At 57.8% G+C, this 20,611-nt stretch carries 21 protein-coding genes; 9 read left to right on the top strand and 12 right to left on the bottom strand.

What is annotated here, in order from left to right:
• The first annotated feature begins 11 nt into the window (after positions 1 to 11).
• On the top strand, positions 12 to 335 hold the full coding sequence (locus ABJO75_RS21230; protein WP_348133902.1) for an NIPSNAP family protein: 324 nt from the start codon (positions 12 to 14) through the stop codon (positions 333 to 335).
• Positions 332 to 679 (top strand): antibiotic biosynthesis monooxygenase, encoded by a 348-nt coding sequence (locus ABJO75_RS21225; protein ID WP_348133900.1) that lies wholly within the window; start codon positions 332 to 334, stop codon positions 677 to 679. Before ABJO75_RS21230 ends, ABJO75_RS21225 begins: the two co-directional genes overlap by 4 nt.
• Here ABJO75_RS21225 and ABJO75_RS21220 read toward each other — a convergent pair.
• A complete protein-coding gene (locus ABJO75_RS21220) occupies positions 676 to 2,703 on the bottom strand; it encodes an NADPH-dependent 2,4-dienoyl-CoA reductase (protein ID WP_348133897.1) in 2,028 nt (675 codons plus the stop codon). The two genes, ABJO75_RS21225 and ABJO75_RS21220, sit on opposite strands and share 4 nt — an antisense overlap.
• A gap of 126 nt (positions 2,704 to 2,829) precedes the next feature.
• Between ABJO75_RS21220 and ABJO75_RS21215 the strand changes: the two genes are divergently transcribed.
• Positions 2,830 to 3,312: an RNA pyrophosphohydrolase gene (locus ABJO75_RS21215; RefSeq protein ID WP_348133894.1), complete on the top strand. Its 483-nt coding sequence runs from the start codon at positions 2,830 to 2,832 to the stop codon at positions 3,310 to 3,312.
• 6 nt (positions 3,313 to 3,318) lie between these two features.
• On the opposite strand, the gene ABJO75_RS21210 is transcribed toward ABJO75_RS21215, so the two are convergent.
• The 6 genes from ABJO75_RS21210 to ABJO75_RS21185 all read right to left on the bottom strand — a co-directional run bounded on the left by ABJO75_RS21210 (position 3,319) and on the right by ABJO75_RS21185 (position 9,069).
• Complete coding sequence (locus ABJO75_RS21210) at positions 3,319 to 4,323, bottom strand: aldo/keto reductase (protein WP_348133891.1); 1,005 nt, start codon at positions 4,321 to 4,323, stop codon at positions 3,319 to 3,321.
• A gap of 84 nt (positions 4,324 to 4,407) precedes the next feature.
• The gene (locus ABJO75_RS21205) at positions 4,408 to 5,010 is read right to left on the bottom strand and encodes a GNAT family N-acetyltransferase (RefSeq protein WP_348133889.1); all 603 of its coding nucleotides are present in this window, start codon (positions 5,008 to 5,010) and stop codon (positions 4,408 to 4,410) included.
• A gap of 4 nt (positions 5,011 to 5,014) precedes the next feature.
• The gene (locus tag ABJO75_RS21200) at positions 5,015 to 6,004 is read right to left on the bottom strand and encodes an adenosine kinase (protein WP_348133887.1); all 990 of its coding nucleotides are present in this window, start codon (positions 6,002 to 6,004) and stop codon (positions 5,015 to 5,017) included.
• Positions 6,001 to 6,645, bottom strand: a complete 645-nt coding sequence (nth, locus tag ABJO75_RS21195) for an endonuclease III (RefSeq protein ID WP_348133884.1) — start codon at positions 6,643 to 6,645, stop codon at positions 6,001 to 6,003. Before nth ends, ABJO75_RS21200 begins: the two co-directional genes overlap by 4 nt.
• 193 nt (positions 6,646 to 6,838) lie before the next feature.
• The gene (locus ABJO75_RS21190; protein ID WP_348133881.1) at positions 6,839 to 7,522 is read right to left on the bottom strand and encodes a flagellar hook capping FlgD N-terminal domain-containing protein; all 684 of its coding nucleotides are present in this window, start codon (positions 7,520 to 7,522) and stop codon (positions 6,839 to 6,841) included.
• Between the two features lie 2 nt (positions 7,523 to 7,524).
• Positions 7,525 to 9,069 carry a flagellar hook-length control protein FliK gene (locus ABJO75_RS21185; RefSeq protein WP_348133879.1) on the bottom strand — a complete coding sequence of 515 codons (1,545 nt, stop codon included), beginning with the start codon at positions 9,067 to 9,069 and terminating at the stop codon, positions 7,525 to 7,527.
• A 137-nt stretch (positions 9,070 to 9,206) separates the two neighbouring features.
• Here ABJO75_RS21185 and ABJO75_RS21180 point away from each other — a divergent pair, with 137 nt between their 5' ends.
• The 6 genes from ABJO75_RS21180 to ABJO75_RS21155 all read left to right on the top strand — a co-directional run bounded on the left by ABJO75_RS21180 (position 9,207) and on the right by ABJO75_RS21155 (position 12,503).
• Positions 9,207 to 9,467 (top strand): rod-binding protein, encoded by a 261-nt coding sequence (locus ABJO75_RS21180; protein ID WP_348133988.1) that lies wholly within the window; start codon positions 9,207 to 9,209, stop codon positions 9,465 to 9,467.
• Positions 9,457 to 9,816, top strand: coding sequence for a flagellar biosynthesis protein FlgN (locus ABJO75_RS21175; protein ID WP_348133876.1), 360 nt, complete (start codon positions 9,457 to 9,459; stop codon positions 9,814 to 9,816). The genes ABJO75_RS21180 and ABJO75_RS21175 overlap by 11 nt, the downstream gene beginning before the upstream one ends.
• Positions 9,817 to 10,024: 208 nt before the next feature.
• Positions 10,025 to 10,849: a flagellin gene (locus ABJO75_RS21170; protein WP_348133873.1), complete on the top strand. Its 825-nt coding sequence runs from the start codon at positions 10,025 to 10,027 to the stop codon at positions 10,847 to 10,849.
• A gap of 76 nt (positions 10,850 to 10,925) precedes the next feature.
• Positions 10,926 to 11,294 (top strand): flagellar biosynthesis regulator FlaF, encoded by a 369-nt coding sequence (flaF, locus tag ABJO75_RS21165; protein WP_348133871.1) that lies wholly within the window; start codon positions 10,926 to 10,928, stop codon positions 11,292 to 11,294.
• Between the two features lie 4 nt (positions 11,295 to 11,298).
• Complete coding sequence (gene flbT, locus ABJO75_RS21160) at positions 11,299 to 11,703, top strand: flagellar biosynthesis repressor FlbT (protein WP_348133868.1); 405 nt, start codon at positions 11,299 to 11,301, stop codon at positions 11,701 to 11,703.
• A complete protein-coding gene (locus ABJO75_RS21155; protein ID WP_348133865.1) occupies positions 11,700 to 12,503 on the top strand; it encodes a DUF1217 domain-containing protein in 804 nt (267 codons plus the stop codon). Before flbT ends, ABJO75_RS21155 begins: the two co-directional genes overlap by 4 nt.
• A 619-nt stretch (positions 12,504 to 13,122) precedes the next feature.
• Here ABJO75_RS21155 and ABJO75_RS21150 read toward each other — a convergent pair.
• The 5 genes from ABJO75_RS21150 to ABJO75_RS21130 form a co-directional block, all read right to left on the bottom strand.
• A complete protein-coding gene (locus ABJO75_RS21150; RefSeq protein WP_348133862.1) occupies positions 13,123 to 13,776 on the bottom strand; it encodes a GntR family transcriptional regulator in 654 nt (217 codons plus the stop codon).
• 27 nt (positions 13,777 to 13,803) lie between these two features.
• Positions 13,804 to 14,826, bottom strand: coding sequence for a Gfo/Idh/MocA family oxidoreductase (locus tag ABJO75_RS21145; RefSeq protein ID WP_348133859.1), 1,023 nt, complete (start codon positions 14,824 to 14,826; stop codon positions 13,804 to 13,806).
• Positions 14,823 to 15,911 (bottom strand): isocitrate/isopropylmalate family dehydrogenase, encoded by a 1,089-nt coding sequence (locus ABJO75_RS21140; RefSeq protein ID WP_348133857.1) that lies wholly within the window; start codon positions 15,909 to 15,911, stop codon positions 14,823 to 14,825. The genes ABJO75_RS21145 and ABJO75_RS21140 overlap by 4 nt, the downstream gene beginning before the upstream one ends.
• Before the next feature lie 348 nt (positions 15,912 to 16,259).
• Positions 16,260 to 18,341 (bottom strand): cyanophycinase, encoded by a 2,082-nt coding sequence (locus ABJO75_RS21135; RefSeq protein WP_348133854.1) that lies wholly within the window; start codon positions 18,339 to 18,341, stop codon positions 16,260 to 16,262.
• A 96-nt stretch (positions 18,342 to 18,437) separates the two neighbouring features.
• Positions 18,438 to 20,609: a cyanophycinase gene (locus ABJO75_RS21130; protein ID WP_348133851.1), complete on the bottom strand. Its 2,172-nt coding sequence runs from the start codon at positions 20,607 to 20,609 to the stop codon at positions 18,438 to 18,440.
• Between the last annotated feature and the right edge of the window lie 2 nt (positions 20,610 to 20,611).

Genomic DNA, 20,611 nt, shown 5'->3' with positions numbered 1-20,611 from the left:
AGGAAGCATCCATGCTCACATGCATCATCAAATACCATATTGACCCGACCAAGACCGATCAGTTTCGCCAGTATGCCCGCAATTGGGGGCAGGCAATCCCGCGTTGTGGCGCGGATCTCGTAGGGTATTTCGCGCCCCACGAAGGCTCGTCAACACTTGCCTATGGTATCTACAATATTCCTAGCCTTGCTGAATACGAGGCCTACCGCGAACGCCTCAAGGCCGATCCGCTAGGGCGGGAGAATTACGAATTTGCCCAAAAAGAGCGGTTTTTGTTGCGTGAGGACAGAACTTGGCTGACCTTGGCGTCGGCCCCTCACGGAGACAAGACATGATCGCAATCATCTTTGAAGTCGAACCCGCCGACGGCATGCAAGACACCTATCTCGATATCGCCGCCGAAATGCGCCCGCTGGCGGAACAGATCGACGGCTTTATCTCGGTCGAGCGGTTCCAGAGCATTACCAACCCCGGTAAGTTGCTGTCCCTGTCGCTGTTTCGTGACGAAGAAGCGGTTCAGGAGTGGCGCAGGCTAGCTGCGCATCGACGTGCGCAAGCCAAAGGGCGCGGCGGGGTCTTCTCCGACTACCGCCTGCGCGTGGCCCACGTCATCCGCGACTATGGCATGACTGACCGCGACGAGGCCCCACAGGACAGCATCGTGGCGCACGATACCTAAAGCGCGGCGGCCAGACGCGTGCCCTGATCAATCGCGCGTTTTGCGTCGAGCTCTGCAGCAACATCCGCACCACCGATCACATGGGGCGTGACACCGCGTTCGATCAACGCATCGGCCAGCGACCGTTCCGGCAACTGCCCGGCGCAGAGCACGATGGTGTCCGCCTCGATCAATGTCGGGTTTTCCCGCGCTTCGCCAAAGGAGACACGCAATCCGGCGGGATCGATCGCCTCGTAATTCACGCCCCCGACAAACTGCACGCCTTTCATCTTGAGCGCTGCGCGATGAATCCAGCCGGTCGTCTTGCCCAATCCCTTGCCGTGCTTGGTGGCCTTGCGCTGAAGCAGGGTGATTTGCCGCGCCGAAGGATGCGGTTTTGGTCCCTCAGGCGCCAGACCGCTGCGATACTCTGCCGGGTCGGCGACGCCCCATTCTTCCATCCATATTGGCAGGCTCTCGGTTGGGCTGGTGCCTTCGTGCGCGAGGTATTCAGATACGTCAAACCCGATGCCCCCCGCGCCGATGACCGCCACACGACCACCAACCTCGACCTTGCCGCGCAGTACGTCGATATAGCTGACCACGTTTGGCCCATCCTGCCCCGGAATGCCTGGATCGCGTGGAGAAACTCCGGTAGCGATGATGATCTCGTCAAAGCCCTCCAGATCGCCTGCGGTTACCTCGCGGCCCAGTTCGGTCTTGATCCCGAGGTCAGCGACCATCGTGCGATACCAATCAACCAGCCCCCAGAACTCCTCTTTGCCGGGGATCTGTTTGGCCATGTTCAATTGTCCGCCAACCTCGTCGGCGCGATCAAACAGTGTGACGTCGTGGCCGCGCTCAGCAGCTGTGATTGCTGTGGACAGCCCGGCCGGACCGGCGCCGATAATGGCCACCGATTTGACTGCGTCGGCCTTGGCAATCACCAACTCGGTCTCGTGACAGGCACGCGGGTTGACCAGACAACTGGTCAGCTTGCCACCGAATGTGTGATCGAGACAGGCTTGGTTGCAGGCGATGCAGGGCGCGATTTGGTCGCTCCTGCCCGCCGCCGCCTTGGCCACGAAATGCGCATCCGCCAGCATCGGGCGCGCCATCGACACCATGTCGGCACAGCCTGTCGCCAGCAACTCTTCGGCAACTTCGGGGGTATTGATGCGATTGGAGGTGATGACCGGGATCGTGACCTTGCCCATCAGTTTCTTGGTAACCCAGGCAAAAGCCGCGCGCGGAACGGACGTGGCAATCGTCGGAATACGTGCCTCGTGCCAACCTATTCCGGTATTGATGATGGTCGCCCCGGCCTTTTCGATTTCCTGCGCCAGTTGCACGACCTCTTCATAGGTCGATCCATCAGGCACGAGATCGATCATTGAAAGACGGTAGATAATGATGAAATCGGCGCCACAGGCCTCGCGCGTCCGGCGTACGATCTCGATCGCCAGTCGCATCCGATTTTCATAGGAGCCGCCCCAGCGATCCGTGCGCTTGTTAGTATGGGTGACGAGGAACTGGTTGATGAAATACCCTTCGGAGCCCATGATTTCGACCCCGTCATATCCGGCCTCGCGGGCCTTGCGCGCGGCTTCGACGATATCACTGATCTGTTTCTCGATCCCTTCTTCGTCCAATTCAGCGGGGGGAAACGGCGAGATCGGCGATTTGACCGGGCTGGGCGCGACGCATTTGGGGCCATAGGCATAGCGGCCCGCATGCAGGATCTGCATGCAGATTTTGCCGCCCGCCGCATGGACCCTTTCGGTGATGACAGAATGGTTGTCGATGTCGTCCTGGGTGGTCATCATCGATGCGCCGGGCATGACCGATCCTTCCAGGTTCGGGCCGATCCCGCCGGTGACCATCAACCCGACATCGCCACGCGCCCGCTCTGCATAAAACTCTGCAACGCGATTCCAGTCGCGGGTTTCCTCCAGACCTGTGTGCATGGAGCCCATCAGAACGCGGTTCTTCAGAGTGGTAAAGCCCAGGTCCAGCGGGGCCAGCAGGTTCGGATAGTCAGCCATGAGTGTCTCCCTTTTCGCGTACAGCAATAACGCAGATGCCATGCAAGTCACGCAAAACGCCGCGTCAAACACTTGCGCCCGGATGTCGTCACGCTAGACAGTGAATTACATCGCAGGAGCCCGCACATGACCCCGGACGAGATCGCCAAACTTCCCTATCGCCAATGCGTTGGTATCATGCTGATCAACGCCGGTGGCGATGTATTTGTCGGTCAGCGCAATGATCGCCACGCCGAAGCCTGGCAAATGCCGCAAGGGGGCGTCGACAAAGGCGAAAGCCCCCGCGATGCCGCGTTACGGGAACTGTGGGAGGAAACCGGAGTCACCGCCGATCTTGTACAGATCATCGCCGAGACGGACGACTGGCTGCCCTATGATCTGCCGCACGACATTGTCCCCAATATCTGGAAAGGGCGATATCGCGGTCAGGAACAGAAATGGTTTCTCATGCGTTTTCACGGGCGCGATGATCAGATCAACATCGAAACCAAGCATCCGGAATTCACGGTCTGGCGCTGGCAGCCGGTGGATCAGCTTGTTGACGCGATCGTGCCCTTCAAGCGCAAGGTCTATGAACAGGTCCTGAAGGCGTTTACTCCAAGTCTCTAGCGCGCGTCAGCAATAACGTTCCGGCCCGACCCACTGCGCATCAGCGTAGCGGTCGCCATGGGCCCAGCCAACGGGCAATATGGCGTCGATACGGGCCAGGTCGGCATCGCTCAGCTGAAGCTCGGCCCCCGCGGCCAGTTCCCTGAGATGTGTGACCGAGCGCGTCCCGGGGATCGGCAGCACATGCATACCGCGCGTCAGAAGCCATGCAATTGACAGCGCGGCCGCAGAGGTGCCCATTTCCGCAGCGAGCGCCCGAAACGGAGCAGTGGCGGCGAGATTTGCCGACAGGTTGGGCTCGACAAAGCGCGGGTTTGTCTTGAGAAACGATATTTCTGCAATGGCATCGGCACTGTGCGGCCTGTCGGTCAGCAGTCCTCGCCCCAACGGGCTGAATGCCACCAGCGTCGTACCCAACTCGGCACAGGTCTGGACAAGGCCCAGTTCAGGAAAACGCGTAGACAGAGAATACTCCGATTGCACTGCGGCGACAGGATGGATCGCTGCTGCCCGACGCAACGATGACGGCGCGATTTCGGAGAACCCGATGGCGCGCGTTTTTCCCGCCTTTACCAGCCCGGCGAGAGTTTCTGTTACTTCTTCGATCTCGATCCCGGGGTCGCGGCGATGCACATAGAACAGATCAACGGCCTCAGTCCGCAACCGTTTCAGGCTGGCCTCCAGTTCCTGCGTCAGATGTTCCGCGGAATTGTCGAATTTCAACTTTCCGCTGTCCTTGTCGCGGGTGATAGCGGCCTTTGTCGCGATGGTGAAACGATCGCGCATCGCGCTGCCCTGAGCCGCAAGAAAGCTGCCGATGGCGTTTTCGGATTTGCCCAAGCCATAGATGTTCGACGTGTCCAGATGGGAAATCCCAAGCTCCAGCGCCGCATCCATGATCGCATGTGATTCAGCCTCGTTTGTCGGGCCATAGAAATCGGCGAACGACATTGCGCCGATACCGATGGCCGACACCACAGGCCCATCTTTGCCTAGGGTTCTCTCTTGCATTGGCTGACTCCTCGGATCTTAACCGCTTGGCCCAGACAAACAGCCGGAAAAACCAAAGTCCAGACTCGCGGCCCGTTCCTTTGGTCAGTCCTGCGAAAGTATCGGCACGTGAGCGCCTGCATCGCGCGGCAAGCCACCCGAAAGGCGGGGATCATCCGCGATCTCAACTTGCCTGCGATAGGCCACAAAGCCGAAGCGCTGATAGAAACCAAGTGCCTGCGGGGAATCCAGCGTGCAGGTGTGCAGATGAAAGCGCGATATCGGTCGGGCCCAAGCCCGCGCAATCGCATGGGTCATCATGAGGCGCCCGGCACCCTGTCCGATCATTTGGGCCGTAAGGCCAAAGAACGCCAGTTCACATTCGTCCGGTTGACGAAAATCGAGTTCGACCATGCCCTGCGCCACACCATCCTGCATCAGGGCATACAGCTCTACATCCGGATCATTCAGGATCGCGCCAAGTGCGGCATCGTCCAGTTCCAACCGCGAGAACCAGAGCCAGTCTTGCCCGCCGATGCGCATGAACAAGTCGCGATACCACTCACAGTCCGGTTGTTTCACGGTTTCAAGCGTCAGCCCCTCCGGCGCGATGAGCGGCCGCATCATCACCTGTTCGCGCATTTCGAGATGCGTGACGATCGCGGCAATCTTGCCAGCGGGAATGTCGTGATAGCCGTCCTTTAGCAAAGCTTCACAACAAGCCTTTGTTGCGCAACAATTCGGGCATGTCGGCTTCGGGGCGCGGGCCAATATGCGAAATGACTTCGCTCGCGCATACGCACCCGATCCGGGCACAGGTTTCCAGATCACGACCCGTCGCCATGCCATACAGGAAACCGGCCGCAAACTGATCGCCCGCGCCGGTGGCATCAACCGGAGTGATACGCTCGACAGGTATATCAAGCCGCGACGTGCCCTCCATGACCGTCACGCCATCTCCCGAGCGTGTGCAGACCACCAGAGGACACATGGCTGCTGTCATCATCAACGCATCATTCAGGTGATCCGTTTCAAAGAGAGACTGAATTTCCGCCTCGTTCCCGATAACGAAATCCAGATCGTGCTGTATCAGCGACAGAAAATCGGCGCGGTGACGGTCGACGCAAAACGGATCGGATATTGCAATGCCGGTCTTGCCGCCTCCGGCACGCGTTGCACGCGCCGCTTCGCGAAACGCGGTTTTGCCCGCGTCGTGGTCAAACAGGTAACCTTCGAGAAACATGATCCGCGCATTGCCCGTGACATCGCGCGGCACATCGACCGAAGACAACCCGGTGGATATGCCCAGATAGGTATTCATCGATCTTTCCCCATCAGGGGACACAAAGATCATCGACCGCGAGGTTGGCAATTCCCCGTCAGGCACGGGCGGGTTCACGAAATCGATCCCGTTTTCATTCATCGCATCCGCATAGAACCGACCCAGCGCATCGTCACGCACACGCCCGATAAACGCAGCTTCCAGGCCCAGTGTGCCGGCACCAGCAATGGTATTCGCAACCGATCCGCCCGGTGTCTGAACCCGGCTGTCCATGGCGCCATAAAGGATCTCGGCACGATCCTGTTCAATCAACTGCATGATGCCTTTTTCGATACCCATATGATCGAGAAAGCTATCGTCCGATTGAGTGATGACATCGACGACGGCGTTGCCGATGCCAACAAGGTCATAATTGCTCATACTGTCTTGTCCTCGTATTCGCATAGATCACGGATCAGGCAGGTCTGGCACAGTGGTTTGCGCGCCTTGCAGTGGTAGCGCCCATGCAGGATCATCCAATGATGGGCGTGCTGCTGAAAATCAACCGGAATGTTATCTTCAATTGCGCGCTCGACCGCATCGACATCCTTGCCCGGGGCAACGCCGCTGCGATTGCCAAAACGGAAGATGTGGGTATCAACGGCCTGCGCCGGATAGTGCCACCACATGTTCAGCACCACATTCGCGGTCTTACGCCCGACACCGGGCAACGATTGCAGGGCCGCACGCGAATTTGGCACTTCGCCACCATAATCATCAACTAGGATACGCGACAGTTTCATCACGTTCTTGGCCTTGTTGCGGTAGAGGCCGATGGTTTTGATGTGCTCGATCAGGCGATCTTCACCAAGGTCCAACATCTGCTGCGGCGTGGTCGCGACCTCAAAGAGTTTTCGCGTGGCCTTGTTCACACCGGCGTCCGTTGCCTGTGCTGATAGGGCGACGGCAACCACCAGCGTAAAGACATTCACGTGATCCAGCTCGCCCTTGGGTTCGGGTTCCGCCGCGTGAAAGCGGGAAAAGATCTCGCGGATCGTATGATAGTCGAGTTGCTTTGCCATCCGCGCCTTAATGCCCGTGGCTGCACCGCGAGGCAACGGGCAAAGAGCGACCGTCGGCGCGAATTTATTCCATAGACGGCCTGATCATCGGGGTTCAATGGCGTCATTAGACCTCGGCAATCGATATGAACTGACGGCCCTGTCACACAAGTCGACGCCTTGTCTGACCCGAGGTTTTTTGCCAACACTCGCGCTATCCTCCCTGACGCAGCGCCGATACTTCACTTGCAGCCACAGATGGACCACCCTCCAGAACTAGAACAACTGCATTGTCCTTGAACTGCGCCTCGGAAATCCGACCATAGACTTCGGTTGTGACGGGTGTGATTTCAGTACCGTTTCGGAAGCTGTCTACGGAAAACGAATAGACTCCGTTTGCAAACGGCGCTCCGGATTCGTCGACACCTGCCCATTGCACGGGATCACCCGTCAGGTCGATTGCAGAACGCTGAATTTCGCGTCCATCCGCGGCGGTAACCACCAGATAGGCCGCATCCGCCGTCTGTGCCACGCCCGGAGAAACGGTAACCGGCTTTCCGTCAAAGTGAACCGGCGTGTCCGCCCTGATTTCCATCCCAACCCAACCGGCAAGAGAGGCCATGTTGGAAGAATCCATCTGGGCAAACAGCGCGGTCAACGTATCATTCGTCTGAACCTGTTGTTCGACCATCGAGAATTGCGCCAACTGCGCTGCATATTCGGTCGAATCGATAGGCTCCAACGGGTCCTGATAGCGGGCCTGAGCCGTCAACATCTTGAGAAACGTTTCAAAATCCGAGGTCAGCCCGGCGCTTCCCGAAGCCGTGGACGTTGCCGATGAGGAGCCTTGGGCCGCAGCGGCTGTTGCCGTTGCAACGGATGTATTTATGTCGGTCATTGTTAGAGCCTCAGATCTAGCCCGGTCTGAATCAGGCGGGCTGGCATTATGTGATGTGTTTCGCTGGCGTCGCCAGTCGTGTCGGTCCTTGCGCCACCGCTTTTAGGCGAGCGGTCATCTCCTCCCGATCCTTCGCTATCGAACTCAAAACTTGCTTGCTCGTAACCAAGCTTCAGGAACTCCTGGGAAAGCTGTTCGATATGGCGGCGCATCAATTCGAGAGTTTCGGGCCGCTCGGACGTGATCACGACCGTTACCCCCGCATCGCTCTGCGATAATGCCATACGCACCCGGCCAAGTTCTTCCGGGTTCAGGGCGATTTCGACCACCTTTCCCGGTTCACGGGTCAAAACCTCGACCGCATAGGCCGCAGCGTTGCGTACCGTTTCCGGTCGCGCGATCGAAACATCAAATGAGGCTGGCATCATAATGCCCGTGGTGCCGACCGATCTGGATGTGGTCCAAACGGGCGCCTCCTCTACAGATGCGAAAGACTCGACATCTAGGGTTTCGGTCGCGCGAAACACTGAAGACGTACCAGTAGCACTGGACATTTGCACATTGGCAGTCTGCCCCTGAGGTTGAGGTCCGTGCGAGTGGGCCGTGACACTTGCCCGTGCAGCGAACTGATACTCGGCCTCAGATGCCGTAATAGCAGGCGTCTTGGCCTCCAGTTCCGCTTTGCGTCCCTCGCCCGGCAACGATTCTTTCGTAACTTGTGTCAGTTGTTCCGCTATTGATTTGGCCGAAACAGCCGCGGGTCTTACCCCACTCAACTCGTCAAAGATGCCTTCGGTATTGGGAGGACGTCCGCCATTCTGATCGGTCAGGTTCGTTTGCGCTAATGTCATTTCGCCGACCGCCAGCAGAGAGGACGTCGCCGCGACGGCGCCCTGAACGAGGACGGGTGTCCGATCCGTCCCAGTCGCGGGCTGCGTAGGCCCGGATGACAGCGCATCACCTTGCAGGCTGGATGTGCCGGATATGTCGCGCGTTTCAACGACGGCGTCATGAACTTGGACCGCGTCGTAATCTGCCGTTGCTCCAACTTCGCCCGCGTGCCGATCCCTCTCTCTCGCAATCAGGGTCGCATCCCGTTTTGGCGCCCCTGATGTCGCCGTCTCGCCACGAGGAGTGTAATGCACATCGACAGCGCCCTCCTGCGGCTCGTCTGAGCGATCCATTGTCTGCGCGCTATCGCCAAGTTGTTCAGCGGGGTCGAGCGACATGAATACTTGCTCTTTGTCCTCTGTTTCTGGCTTGGAAGCCGGTGTGTTCGCTTCGAAAATCAATGGTGCGGCATCATTCTCGTCTTCGTCAAAACCCTCCGCAACCTCGGTCGAGTCTGATTCTTCGCTTACGGCAACAACTACAGAACCCTCTGGCTCTGTCGGTCCAGCATCTTCCGGAATATCTCCGAGCATCTGTGCAAATGCCGATGCGAACGTGGTCCCCGTGGTGGTGACCTTTAGCGCCCCGCCTTGTGTGGGAGTTTGCGCATCAGGCACTTCGCCAGAGCTCAGGAGAGGAAGGGAATTGATCTGCATGCGTCACCAGAATTCTTTCTTGATGACCTGATCATCAACCAAACCAGTTACCGATTTTTTAACTGGCTTGGCATCATTCTCAACAAAATCCACGCAATTCGAGGCATTCCATGACCCCACTGAAACTGACCATACCAATGACGGCAAACTCGGCGTCCAATGTCCACGACTCTCCGTTGCGAGAGGCAGCAACCGAACTGGAGGCCGCGTTTCTTACAGAGATGTTGAAATCAGCCGGGTTCGGAAAATCTCGCGAAACAATGGGAGGCGGTGCTGGCGAAGACCAATATGCCTCGCTCCTGGTGCGGGCTCAGGCCGAACAAATCGCGAAAACCGGCGGAATCGGATTGGCCGAATCGCTTTTTAACGCACTGAAGGACAAGCATCATGACGGATGAAACCCACCAAGACCTGATCGACGAACTGGACGTCTTGCTTGATCGCGAACGTGACGCGCTCCTCGAAGGAAAGCTGGAACAAATCGCGGAATTGATGTCGACCAAAGAAAAGCTGATCGACAAGATCAATGCCTTGGACCCGGAAGAGCGTCTAGTTCTCAAAATGGTTCATCAAAAGGTGACACGCAATCAGGCGCTTCTGAACAGCGCGCTTGACGGAATACGCGCCGTAGCAACTCGAATGGCCGACCTGAGACGGGTGCGTTCCGGCCTTGAGACGTATGACCGACGCGGCAACAAGCAGACCTTTGACACAAAGACCAGCTGCAAAGTCGAAAAGCGCGCCTGAACTTCGATTTGAAGCAAATGCAACCAATCTTCACTTGGCGATTTAGGATTCCCTTAGGACATAGCGCCCATCTTGATGAGGCATCTGAAACAAAGGTGGCGCGAAACCGAAAGCACGGTCCTCGCAGTAGTCAGAAAGACGTTTGGGCCATCCGCAAGGGTGGCATGAAACCGGGTAGAAGTTGCCCAATGACCAAAGGAACAATGCTATGTCGAGCATTCTGACAAACAACAGTGCGATGGTTGCACTGCAAACCCTGAAATCCATCAATACTGATCTGGCCAAAACACAGGATCAGATCTCCACCGGCAAGGATGTCGGATCGGCCAAGGACAACTCTGCCATCTGGGCGATCTCAAAGGTGATGGAATCAGACGTAAGCGGCTTTCAGGCCGTGTCGGACTCGCTGTCGTTGGGCGAATCAACCGTTGCCGTCGCATCAGCGGGTGCCGAGCAAATCACCAATGTTTTGAGTGATATGAAGGAAAAGGTGGTCGCGGCAACTGGTGAAAACGTCGATTACACAAAGCTCACCGCTGACATAAACGAGTCGATTGCACAGGTGACTTCGATCATCAACGCCTCGCAATTCAATGGGATGAACCTGCTGAACGACGATGGCGTTGATCTGACCGTGACGTCCTCGATTGACCGGGACAATGCGGGTGCGATCACGGTTTCCGAGATCACGGTAACGGCGGTCGATTTCACTTCCAACCTTGATTTGTCCGACATCGACGTAACCGACGCCACCAACGCCGTCGCGTCGATCACGGCCCTTGAAGCACATATCCAGACTGCCGTGGATGGCGCTGCGGCACTTGGTGCCTCTGCCAAGCGCATTTCTGACCAGAATGTCTTTGTGGGCAAAGTGATGGACGCGATGAAGGCCGGAATCGGAAGTCTTGTTGATGCCGACATGGAAGCCGCATCGGCGCGACTGCAGGCCCTTCAGACGCAACAGCAGTTGGGCGTTCAGGCCTTGTCGATTGCCAACCAGGCACCACAGTCCATCCTGTCGCTGTTCCGGTAACGGAACCATGGAACTGACCGGGGCGTTACGCGCCCCGGTTTCCTTTCTGACGTACTCAGACATGTGAGGTCCTGATTTGAATGCCCTGTCCCAGGCGCACCGCGCCTATTCCGCCGCATCGGCCCCAACCCGCACAACAAGAAATACGGAATACGAGGCAATTGCCCGTATCACGACACGCATTCGTTCTGCCGAGGCCAAGGGGGCAACTGGATTCGCGGCACTTGTCGAGGCACTCAGCGACAATCGCAAACTGTGGACCATTTTTGCCATCGACGTCGCAGACAAGGGGAACCCCTTGCCTGCGGATTTGAGGGCGCGGATCCTGTATCTTGCGGAGTTTACCAATCACCACACCAGCAAGGTTCTTGCGCGGCAAGCGTCGATCGAGCCACTGCTAGAAATCAACACGGCCATCCTTCGTGGCCTGCGCGGCGGAACATAGTAATATGAGCGGACTCATTCTCAAACTCGCGCCAAAGGAACGTTTGCTGGTGAACGGCGCCGTCATTGAAAACGGCGACCGACGTAGCCGACTGTCCATCATGACACCGGACGCCAACATCCTGCGGCTGCGCGATGCAATCCACCCCGAAGAAGCGACGACGCCCGTTCGGCGGGTTTGCTATGCCGCGCAACTGATCCTGACCGGTGATAGCGATCCCGAAACGGCAAGGCATGCACTCTTGCGGCGTATCGAAGAATTGAGTCAGGTCTTCAAGGATGCAGACAGCAGGGCATCTCTGGCCGAGGCAACAGAGGCACTCATCGACGAGCAGCACTATCGTTGTCTAAAAGCCTTGAGAAGCCTCATGCCTCGCGAAGATCGGCTCATGGCGGCGCGCCCATCATGAGCTTTCAGCCTGTCATCGTTGGTTCGGGTATCGCGGGCTGGAAGTTTCTGCAACGAACCTATGAACCGCAATTCGATACTTTCGCAAACTCATCTCAACTGTCGCGCGACATAGAGTATTTTACCGAGACCATCGGCACGATCGAAACCGCTGAGGACCTCATAAAGGATCGCCGGCTGTTGTCGGTCGCCCTTGGGGCCTTTGGGCTTCAAGATGATTTGGATAATCGATACTTCATCCAGAAGATCCTCGAAGACGGTACAGCTAGCGATGACGCCCTTGCCAACAAACTGACAGATGATCGCTACAAGCGATTGAGTGAGGCCTTTGGGTTTGGGCCCGGAGAATTAAGTTCCACAACAAACCCGCCGAAGATGGCAAAAATCGTGGAAGACTTCAAAGTACAATCTTTCGAAGTCTCGGTCGGCGAACAGAACGATACCATGCGAATTGCACTCTATGCACAACGCGAACTGGCAAATCTCGCGGATGAGGACATGAGCGAGGAAGCCAAGTGGTTTACCCTAATGGGGTTGCCACCGCTGAGGTCCATGTTTGAAACCGCCTTGGGTCTACCCACATCCTTCGGACAGATCGACATTGACCAACAGCAAGAGGTCCTCCGCGAGAAAACCCGTTCAATAACTGGGGATGATACAGTCGCTCAGTTTGCAAACACCGAGAACATCGATCGGCTGGCACAACTGTTCCTCGCTCGATCGCAGATTGCGGAGATCGGCATAGGTGCGTCTTCCAATGCGAATGCACTGACACTGCTACAGTCTGCAGCGTATTCTTGAGTTGCGGCGCATATCGTCCCTTGGAGGCCTGAGGTGCGTGGATTCCCAGGCGTGTGATCTTGTGATTTCTCCTGATCGGGGGGATGGATCATGTCAGCAACTTTTCCAGATACGCTTTGGGCGTCTTTTCCGCCACACATTGAGGAAAGATTGACCGGTCGAGCGTCCGCATTCCGTTCGAAGCTCTCACCGGCCGCAGGGCGCGAATGGCGCTTGCGATCTGTCTGATAGATCGAGCGGAAGCCGCGCCAGACGGCGGCTATGGGCAAGCTGGGATAACATCCCGCTTTATGTCTCGAGATCATCGCCCAGGATGGCGGCGTCAAGATGTTGCAACCAAGTTGAAATGTCCCTCCGCCCGCAAAGTAGAAATTTCACCAAAGGGCGCGACGGGAGCAAAGCCTGACAGGGCGGAGACCTCAGATATCGTAGCCCTGGCTGCCTTTGCGATCTGCGATACGCTTGCGGTCGGCGGACGCGCATCCCAACGCGATTGGCAAGTTTCTTCGCAAGCGGGGCAACACCTTAAAAATCCTGCTGACTGCCAGCGAGCACCTTCGTGCCGAGGTTGGGCGGCAGCGCGAAAACTAGCTCAATCGGAAAGCAACAGTACCGCGCGCTACAAATGCAGTAAGCGGTATTTCTCTAGTATGCCAAGCAACATGTCCTTGGCATGAGTCCGGTGCGCATAGTGGATCCGTCGCGCCTCGTCGGCGTCTCCTGCGCGAATTGCCTCGAGAACGCCTCGGTGGTCTTCATTGGATTTCAGCGGCAATGGGCGAAATTGCAATGTCATGGCACGGGCACGACGCACCTGATCCACCATCATCGCAGCAATGGCTTGCACCCGGCTGTTTTTGCCGAGACGAACAAGTTCGGAATGAAATTGATTATCGCCAATCGCCCAGGCTTCGAGGTCTTCGCCCGCGAGCGCGCCATCCATGTCGTTGATCGCTTTCGCAAGTTCCGACAATTCTGCCTCGGAATACCCCATACGTGCGGCGTTCTCGGCGGACAGGCTTTCGAGTTCCGTTAGCACATCATAGATGTCCCGCATGTCATCTGGGGACAGGGCCAATATACGCACCCCCTTACGAGGGCGCATCTCGACCAGACCCTGCGCCGCGAGTGTCAGGGCCGCTTCGCGGACCGGCGTGCGGGACATGCCCAGTCGCAAGGCCAGTTCGCTTTCAAGATGGTCCGAGCCGGCGCCAAGCTCGCCCGAGAAAATCAACCGACGCAATTCCTGAACCGCTCTTTGAGAATTTGACATTGGTTTTGTAGACCCATCCATTCGCGATCAAATCCCTAACTTGGTCCCGGTTTCAGAAGATCGGTATATCGCGTCCCGAATACGGATCACAGTGAGGTAATCTTGACAGGTGTTTTCTAGCGCTGTGCCGTCAAGCAACGCGGAAACCACATGGGCCTGTAGCGCATGAACACAATCACCGCCAAACCCCTGCCAGTGATCCGGAGGCAAAACCTGCGTTGCGTTCATATGACCGAATTTACGCAAAGCGACACTGCCATCACCAAGTAGCGTCAGGGAACCTTCAGTGCCCTCAATCAACGCTTCGCCCATCGTGCGACGGTGGTTGTCCGATCTATGATCAAGCAGACGATTGCCATCAAACAGCGCACGCACACCGGATGGGTGATCAAACACCACAAAGCCTGCGTCTTCACCGGCCAGCACCGGATTGATGCGGCGCAGATCAGCATAGACAGCGACCGGGTCCCCGAACAGGTAACGGAACGTATCGACCCAATGCACCCCAGTCTCGTGGATCAGGAACTGAGGCATGGATTGGAAGTAGGGCTGTCGATCCAGGTAGGCACGCGGTCCCTGTCCATCGCCAGGACGCAGACGGAACGTCGCCTGAAGCACGGCGCCGATATCCCCCGCATCTATGCAAGCTTTGATTGCGCGATACCACGGCATGAAGCGAAAGTTCTCGTGCACGATCACATTAACGCCTGCCGTCTGCGCTTCGGCTGTGATCTGGGTGGCCTCGGCAAGATCACGGCAGAACGGTTTCTGGCAAATGACCGTTGATATCCCTGCGGAAATTGCCGTTCGGATTGACGCGGCATGACCATCTGGCGGAAGAATGATATCCAAAATATCAGGTGTGGTCTGTTCGATCATTCGGTCAAGAGAATCGAACGCTTCCAGCCCTGTGGCCTCTGCGGCGCTCAGATCAAGGTCTGCCGACCCGACAAGCGCGACGTCTTTGATACGGGCCCATGCATCATACTGAAACTGGCTGAAGTATCCCGCCCCAAGGCAGGCAACGCGCAGAGGAGCAGTCGCCGTCATGCGATCTCCAGATGCGCCATGACAGCATCCGCAGCATCCTGAGTGCTCGCCGACCCTCCCAGGTCAGCGGTGAGAGCCCCGCCTCTAGCAATCACCGTCTCGACCGCCTCGCGCAATCGGATGCCGTCCGCGACCAACGCCGGTGCGTCATGGCGCAGGCCCAACCAGTCCAGCATCATCGCGCCTGACAGTATCATGGCCATCGGGTTTGCGATGCCGCGTCCCGCGATATCGGGAGCAGAGCCGTGGCAGGGCTGAAACACCGCGTGATCCAGCCCGATATCGGCAGACGGCGCAACACCCAACCCGCCCATCAATCCTGCGCCAAGGTCTGACAGAATATCGCCGAACATGTTTTCCGTCACCAATACGTCAAATTCCCAGGGTTTCAGCACAAACCAAAGGGCTGTCGCATCCACATATGCGTGATCGGCGATCAGATCGGGGTGTTTCGCCGCTTCGGCATCAAAAATCTCGCGAAAGAAAGCAAAGGCTCGAAAGACGTTGGCCTTGTCCACACAGGTTACACGGCCTTTGCCGCGCCCCTGCGCCTTGCGATCGTCTGCCATGCCAAAGGCAAAGCGGAACAGCTTTTCTGATATGTCACGAGTGATCAGTAAAGTCTCCCGCGCTTCGTCTTTGGTGACTTCACCCCGGCCCTGCGTGTGAAACAAACCCTCGGTGCTCTCGCGGATCAGAACAAAATCCACCTCCTTGTCATCCGGCATATTCAGCGGCGTCAGTTGCCCCGGAAGGACACGTACAGGCCTAACGCCCGCGAAAAGCGTTAGCGCCTTGCGCAGGTCGATCTGGGGTGAAATTTCTGTCCCGTCGTCATAGCGCACAGTGGGCAAACCCATGGCCGACAACAAAATCGCATCCGACGCACGCGCCGTTGTCATCGACGCCGCGGGCAATGATTCACCTGTTTGCGCATGGTGGGCGGCCCCGGCAGGAACGACATTGAAATCAAGACGATACGCCCCCGCATCCGACAAGTGTGCAAGGGTTTCCAAGGTAGGCTTCATGATCTCAGGGCCGATCCCATCACCTTCGAATACTGCGATATCGAAATGCTGCTTCATCGTGCTCCTGAACCTCACCCTTTGGCCACGCTTCTTGCGCGTTTGAATTCTTGCGGTATTATTGCATAATATAATGCATACATAAAGCGCGCAATAGTCCGCCCTCAAGGTACAAGTGAACGACCCAAGCGAATTAAACACCCGTTTCCAAACGGGCTCGGTGATCGCGCGGATACGTTAACGCATCGATATGCCTGAAGGACCGTGTGCGGGAATTTCGTGACCCTTAGGCCACGGAAGCTATAGTAAAATCGCACACGCGCGGATGACCAGAAGAGCCGGTTGAAGCGGGCCAGCCTAAGAGGCGTCAGTATATTTCCAACCGATAGAAATAAATTGCGCTAGAACCTAACGGATGTCAGCGGTCAGCCGGGTGCGATTGCAGGACACGTCCAGAGAGATTGCACCGCCATCTCGCAAGTGCGCCCGCAAAAGGATTTCGTCACCCATCCACGAGAAACCGCTTTGACCTCTCTCGCGCTCGGCTCCTATCTCGGCGGCAAAGTTTTCCGCCAGTTCGAGCATGGCTCGTTGCAACGCTTCGGGGTCGTCATTCACTTCTGGTGCTAGGACGGGGGCGATATGGATATCGCGGATGTCGAGATGCTCCCGCGCAGAGCGCACCTTGTCCGGGTCGGCCCAGACATGGACGGCAAGCGGGCCCGAAGATCGCGTCACGTTGCCGGACGCAAGATCAAACCGCAGCATTGCACCGCAATACAAGCCCCAGCCATCAAGTCCCCGCTGGGCGCAAGCTACAAGCAACCGGCCAATTCCGGCCGTGCCCTTGTCGATTTCCGGGTCAACAATTCCGGGGACAAAACCCAGTCCGCGTTCGATAACGAGCCCCTCGCCGCCTGCATCAGAAGACACCCCCCAGCGGATCGCGGCATTGGCGTCTCCGTAGGTGATAACCTCTTGCCCAAGCGCGGCGGCGGCTTCGCCATTCGCCGACAACACCGCGCCACCCTGCAGCCGCGCACGCAGAGCATCGCGAACCGGAGCACTTTGGCCAAGATGGGTGACCCGATGGGTGATGCTGTCGCGCAGGTCCGCACTCAGATGCAGGTTTTCCGCCTGCTTTAACAGGTGCAGGGCCCGACTCCGCTCATGTGGCTTTCCATTCGACAACTTGCGGATCACCGGATCCGCACCGCGTCTGTATATTGCCTCTGCCGAATTCCCAGATGCTGGCGGTTCGGCACCGACAAGGACGGTACCACCCCCAGCGCTTGCAGAACGGATTTTCGAGCGCGGCTCCGGTCGGATTTCAAGCTTTGCGTGTGCCATATCTGCGGCGCTGACACGCAGAGACAAAAGGAAATTGAACATCGACAGCCGACCATGCGTGTCCCGATAGACCAGCGACACCCGAGGTCGCCGCCGCAGAGACACCTGAACCGTCGCGCTGCTGCGTGGATCAGCGACCTGCGCCGTTTCAACGGCGTAGTAGGCCGGGTTCCCTTGCGCGAGGCGCTGCCACAGTTCGTGCAGCGCATTGGCGCCGAAAACATCGCGGGGCATATCCGCTGGGCTGCGGAACGCGTTAGCACGCCCGGGGCGCAACAATCGCTTGCCCGGACCGGGCAGTGCCTTTCCTTTCACCAGATCGAACTGATCCCCATCATCCAGATAGGACAGCCTGATATCGCTGGTTTCGCCGCTTTCGGGGTCATGCCGGGCATGGGCCATGTCAGCGACGACCATACCCGTCTCGCCAATCACGTCGATCAGATCATCGCGCACCAGCATTGCGGTGTTTTCGTCTATCCCAAATCCGAAACGTTGTCTGGTCTGGCGAAGACCCGCCACCAACCGGCCAACGCGGGCGCGCTCGATGAAATGCTGATCGACCAGACCGTGTTCAAAGAATCCCAACCCCGGTCCGAGCGAAAGCCCCGGCGTGTCAGGATCATTCACCAGCCCGATGGTCAGCGAGTCAAGCGATGAACCTCCCAACAGCATTGGGTCAGATTGAATCGCCGCTCCGGCCGATGAACCGGCGATCAGACCACCCCTCGCACGAAGATCGCGAAGGGCCTGCAACACCGGGGTATCCTCGCCGTCCTGCACAAGACTGTGCCAGATACGCAACTGATCACCCCCGGTAAAGTACACTCCACCAGTCTGACCAATTGCCTGAACAAGTCCGGAATCAAACGCCATCGCCGGGCTGTTTTCCAGCGTCAGATCGGCAAACGCCGCGCGGGTTCCGCGCTTTTGAAGATCGGCAACCATGCTGTTGCCAACCTCTTCGGGAAATCCTGAGGCAGTACCGAATACCAGAACATCGCCGTGCGAATGATCGTGAACTGCTTTGAACAGCCGATGGTTGTCATCCTCGAACCGGCCGCCGATGATCAGCAATGGCCCGAGCCCGACCTTGCGTTGCTGTTCTGAACGCCACCTGCTGTTGAGCCGAAGTGCCATGTTCAAGTCTGCTTCTCCCAGCGCCGGAGCGCAATTTCTATTTCTGCCTATAGGTCTGCCCAGTTTGGCGGGGCGTGATCCACGCACCATATGGTGTTATGAAAACTCGTCGCGCGCGCATTCGAGATCAATCATGACCGAGGCAGCCTCTGCTACTCCCATCCGTAGCGAGATACCATGCATAACCGCATGGCCATCAGCCAGCTCACTGATATCTTCGGCAATATCCTCTATCAGCCGCGCAAGGATGGCCTGCGCCTTGTCAGAAGGTCCGCATCGCTTGATTGTTCCGTCGACAAGATCGGCTTCGTCGCCAGCACTTAACACTGTCAGCCGGATGCCCTTGGCGACAAAACTGTCGGATTGAAGTTCCAGCGCCACCGTGTCGATTTCAACCAGCACAAAACCATCCCGACCCGTCGCACGCAGCCGCGCGCCATTGTGACTGGCAATTACCGCGCTGTCTTCGAACACGCCGATCCCATAGCGTTCGCTTTCCTCGGCGCAGGCCACGATCAATCGGCCAAGGCGTTGGCCGCCAATCAGGTTTTGATCGACAATACCGCCGCCAAAGAGCCCGACACCTTCCTGAATGACCAACCCCGGATGCCCGACATCGGACGCCACACCATAGCGCAACGCCTCATAGCTTGAGCCACCCGCAATCATCAAACCGGACATCGCCGAGGCGGCCCCGCTGGCCGCGATCAAGGGCATGCCCCGTGCATGGGCACAGGCAATTGCGCCCAACAATGCACTTTCCTCACCACGATGCAGCAGTGTTTCGACCAGACGTATCTGGTTCCCGCCGCAAACCAACAGGCCGGTAAGCTTGCCGATCTGGTCAAGCAATTCCGTGTTCTGGGCGGCAAATTCCACGGTGTCGATGGTGACACCAAGGTCCGTTGCCGTGATGCCCTGCGACGCGAGCAAACTGATATGTTCTTCCGCGACATCCCTGGGTTCGGCGGAGGCTGCCGCGAGCACTCCGACTGGCCCTTTGCCGACAAGCTCCAAAGCACCAGCCAACATCTCCGGAGCGGATCGCGTCGGTGAAGACCCAAGAAACACCATCTGCGCCTTGGGCGACACTTCGGCTCCGAACCGGCGAGGCTGAAGGCGTTGTCGACTGGCACAGTCTTCGGCGCTCAGAACGTTTCGAATCATCGACATTCCGAGGCCGAGCGCGGTCATGCGAAACCCGCTGTCCGATGTTTCGATCCACAGCCTCGTATCGGCAGTTCTGGCAAGCGTGATAGAAACCTCGGTCCCACTGCGCGGATCAAAGGCGCTGGCGCAATCCTCTGTGTAGGTAGCTGGATCGCCCAGAACCAACCGGGCTGTCAGATCATAAAGTGTATAGGCGCCAAAAACATGACGTCGCGTGTGGATCGGGGCGCGATATGCGACGTCCTCGACGGCGATTGTGCGCTTTGTCGATCCAGGGCTGACCTCGCGCGATACAAGATCAACGGTATCCCCGTCGTCCAGATAGCTGACCCGGATATTGTCATACTGCCCGGCTGCGTCATCGATCTCGGCATTCTCCAGGTCGATCAGAACAACGCCATATTCACCGACGACACGGGCTGTTGCGCCCTCGACAAACAGTGCCGTGTTTTCGTCAATGCCAAAGCCCAAACGCTGTCCTGTCGCGGCAAGAGCCACGATCAATCGCCCGTGCCGACCGCGCTTGATGAAATGCTGATCGATCAGACCAAAGGGAAAGAACCCAAGCCCCTGACCGACCAGGAGGCCGGGTTCCGCCGGGTCATCGGCAATCCCGTGCACAGCGGCCTCAAGCGAGGTGCCTCCTAACAGCATGGGGTCCGACATGATCGCCGCTCCGGCACTGGATCCGGCCAGCAAGCCGCCCGCGGCATGAACCTCGCGGATCGCGGTCAAGACCACACTCTCCGCGCACTGCGGTGCGAGCGCCGCAAGGATCTGTGCCTGGTCGCCGCCCGTAAAGAAAACGTGCCCAATCCGCGTGACCTGATCGGCAATGGCGACATCCTGTGCCCCAAGGCTCGCATCCGCGCCAAAAACCGCCGCGATTTCGACCTCAAAGCCATGGCTGCGGAACACTTCGGCCGTCTCGGCACCAACCGCCTCCGGTTCGGATGACGCCGTCGGAAACACAAGAATACGGCCACCGGTCATGCGGTGCATTTCGTCATAGACGGCAGAGTTGTCATCCTCCAGCCGCCCGCCGACTATGGCAAACCGCTTGCCGTCAGTGCTTGAGGGCGGCTTCACGTCAGACACCG

It is taken from the genome of Sedimentitalea sp. (assembly GCF_039973035.1).
GTDB lineage: Bacteria > Pseudomonadota > Alphaproteobacteria > Rhodobacterales > Rhodobacteraceae > Sedimentitalea.
The sequence above is the reverse complement of the archived record's forward strand: the minus strand, read 5'-3'. Positions and strand labels throughout refer to the sequence as shown.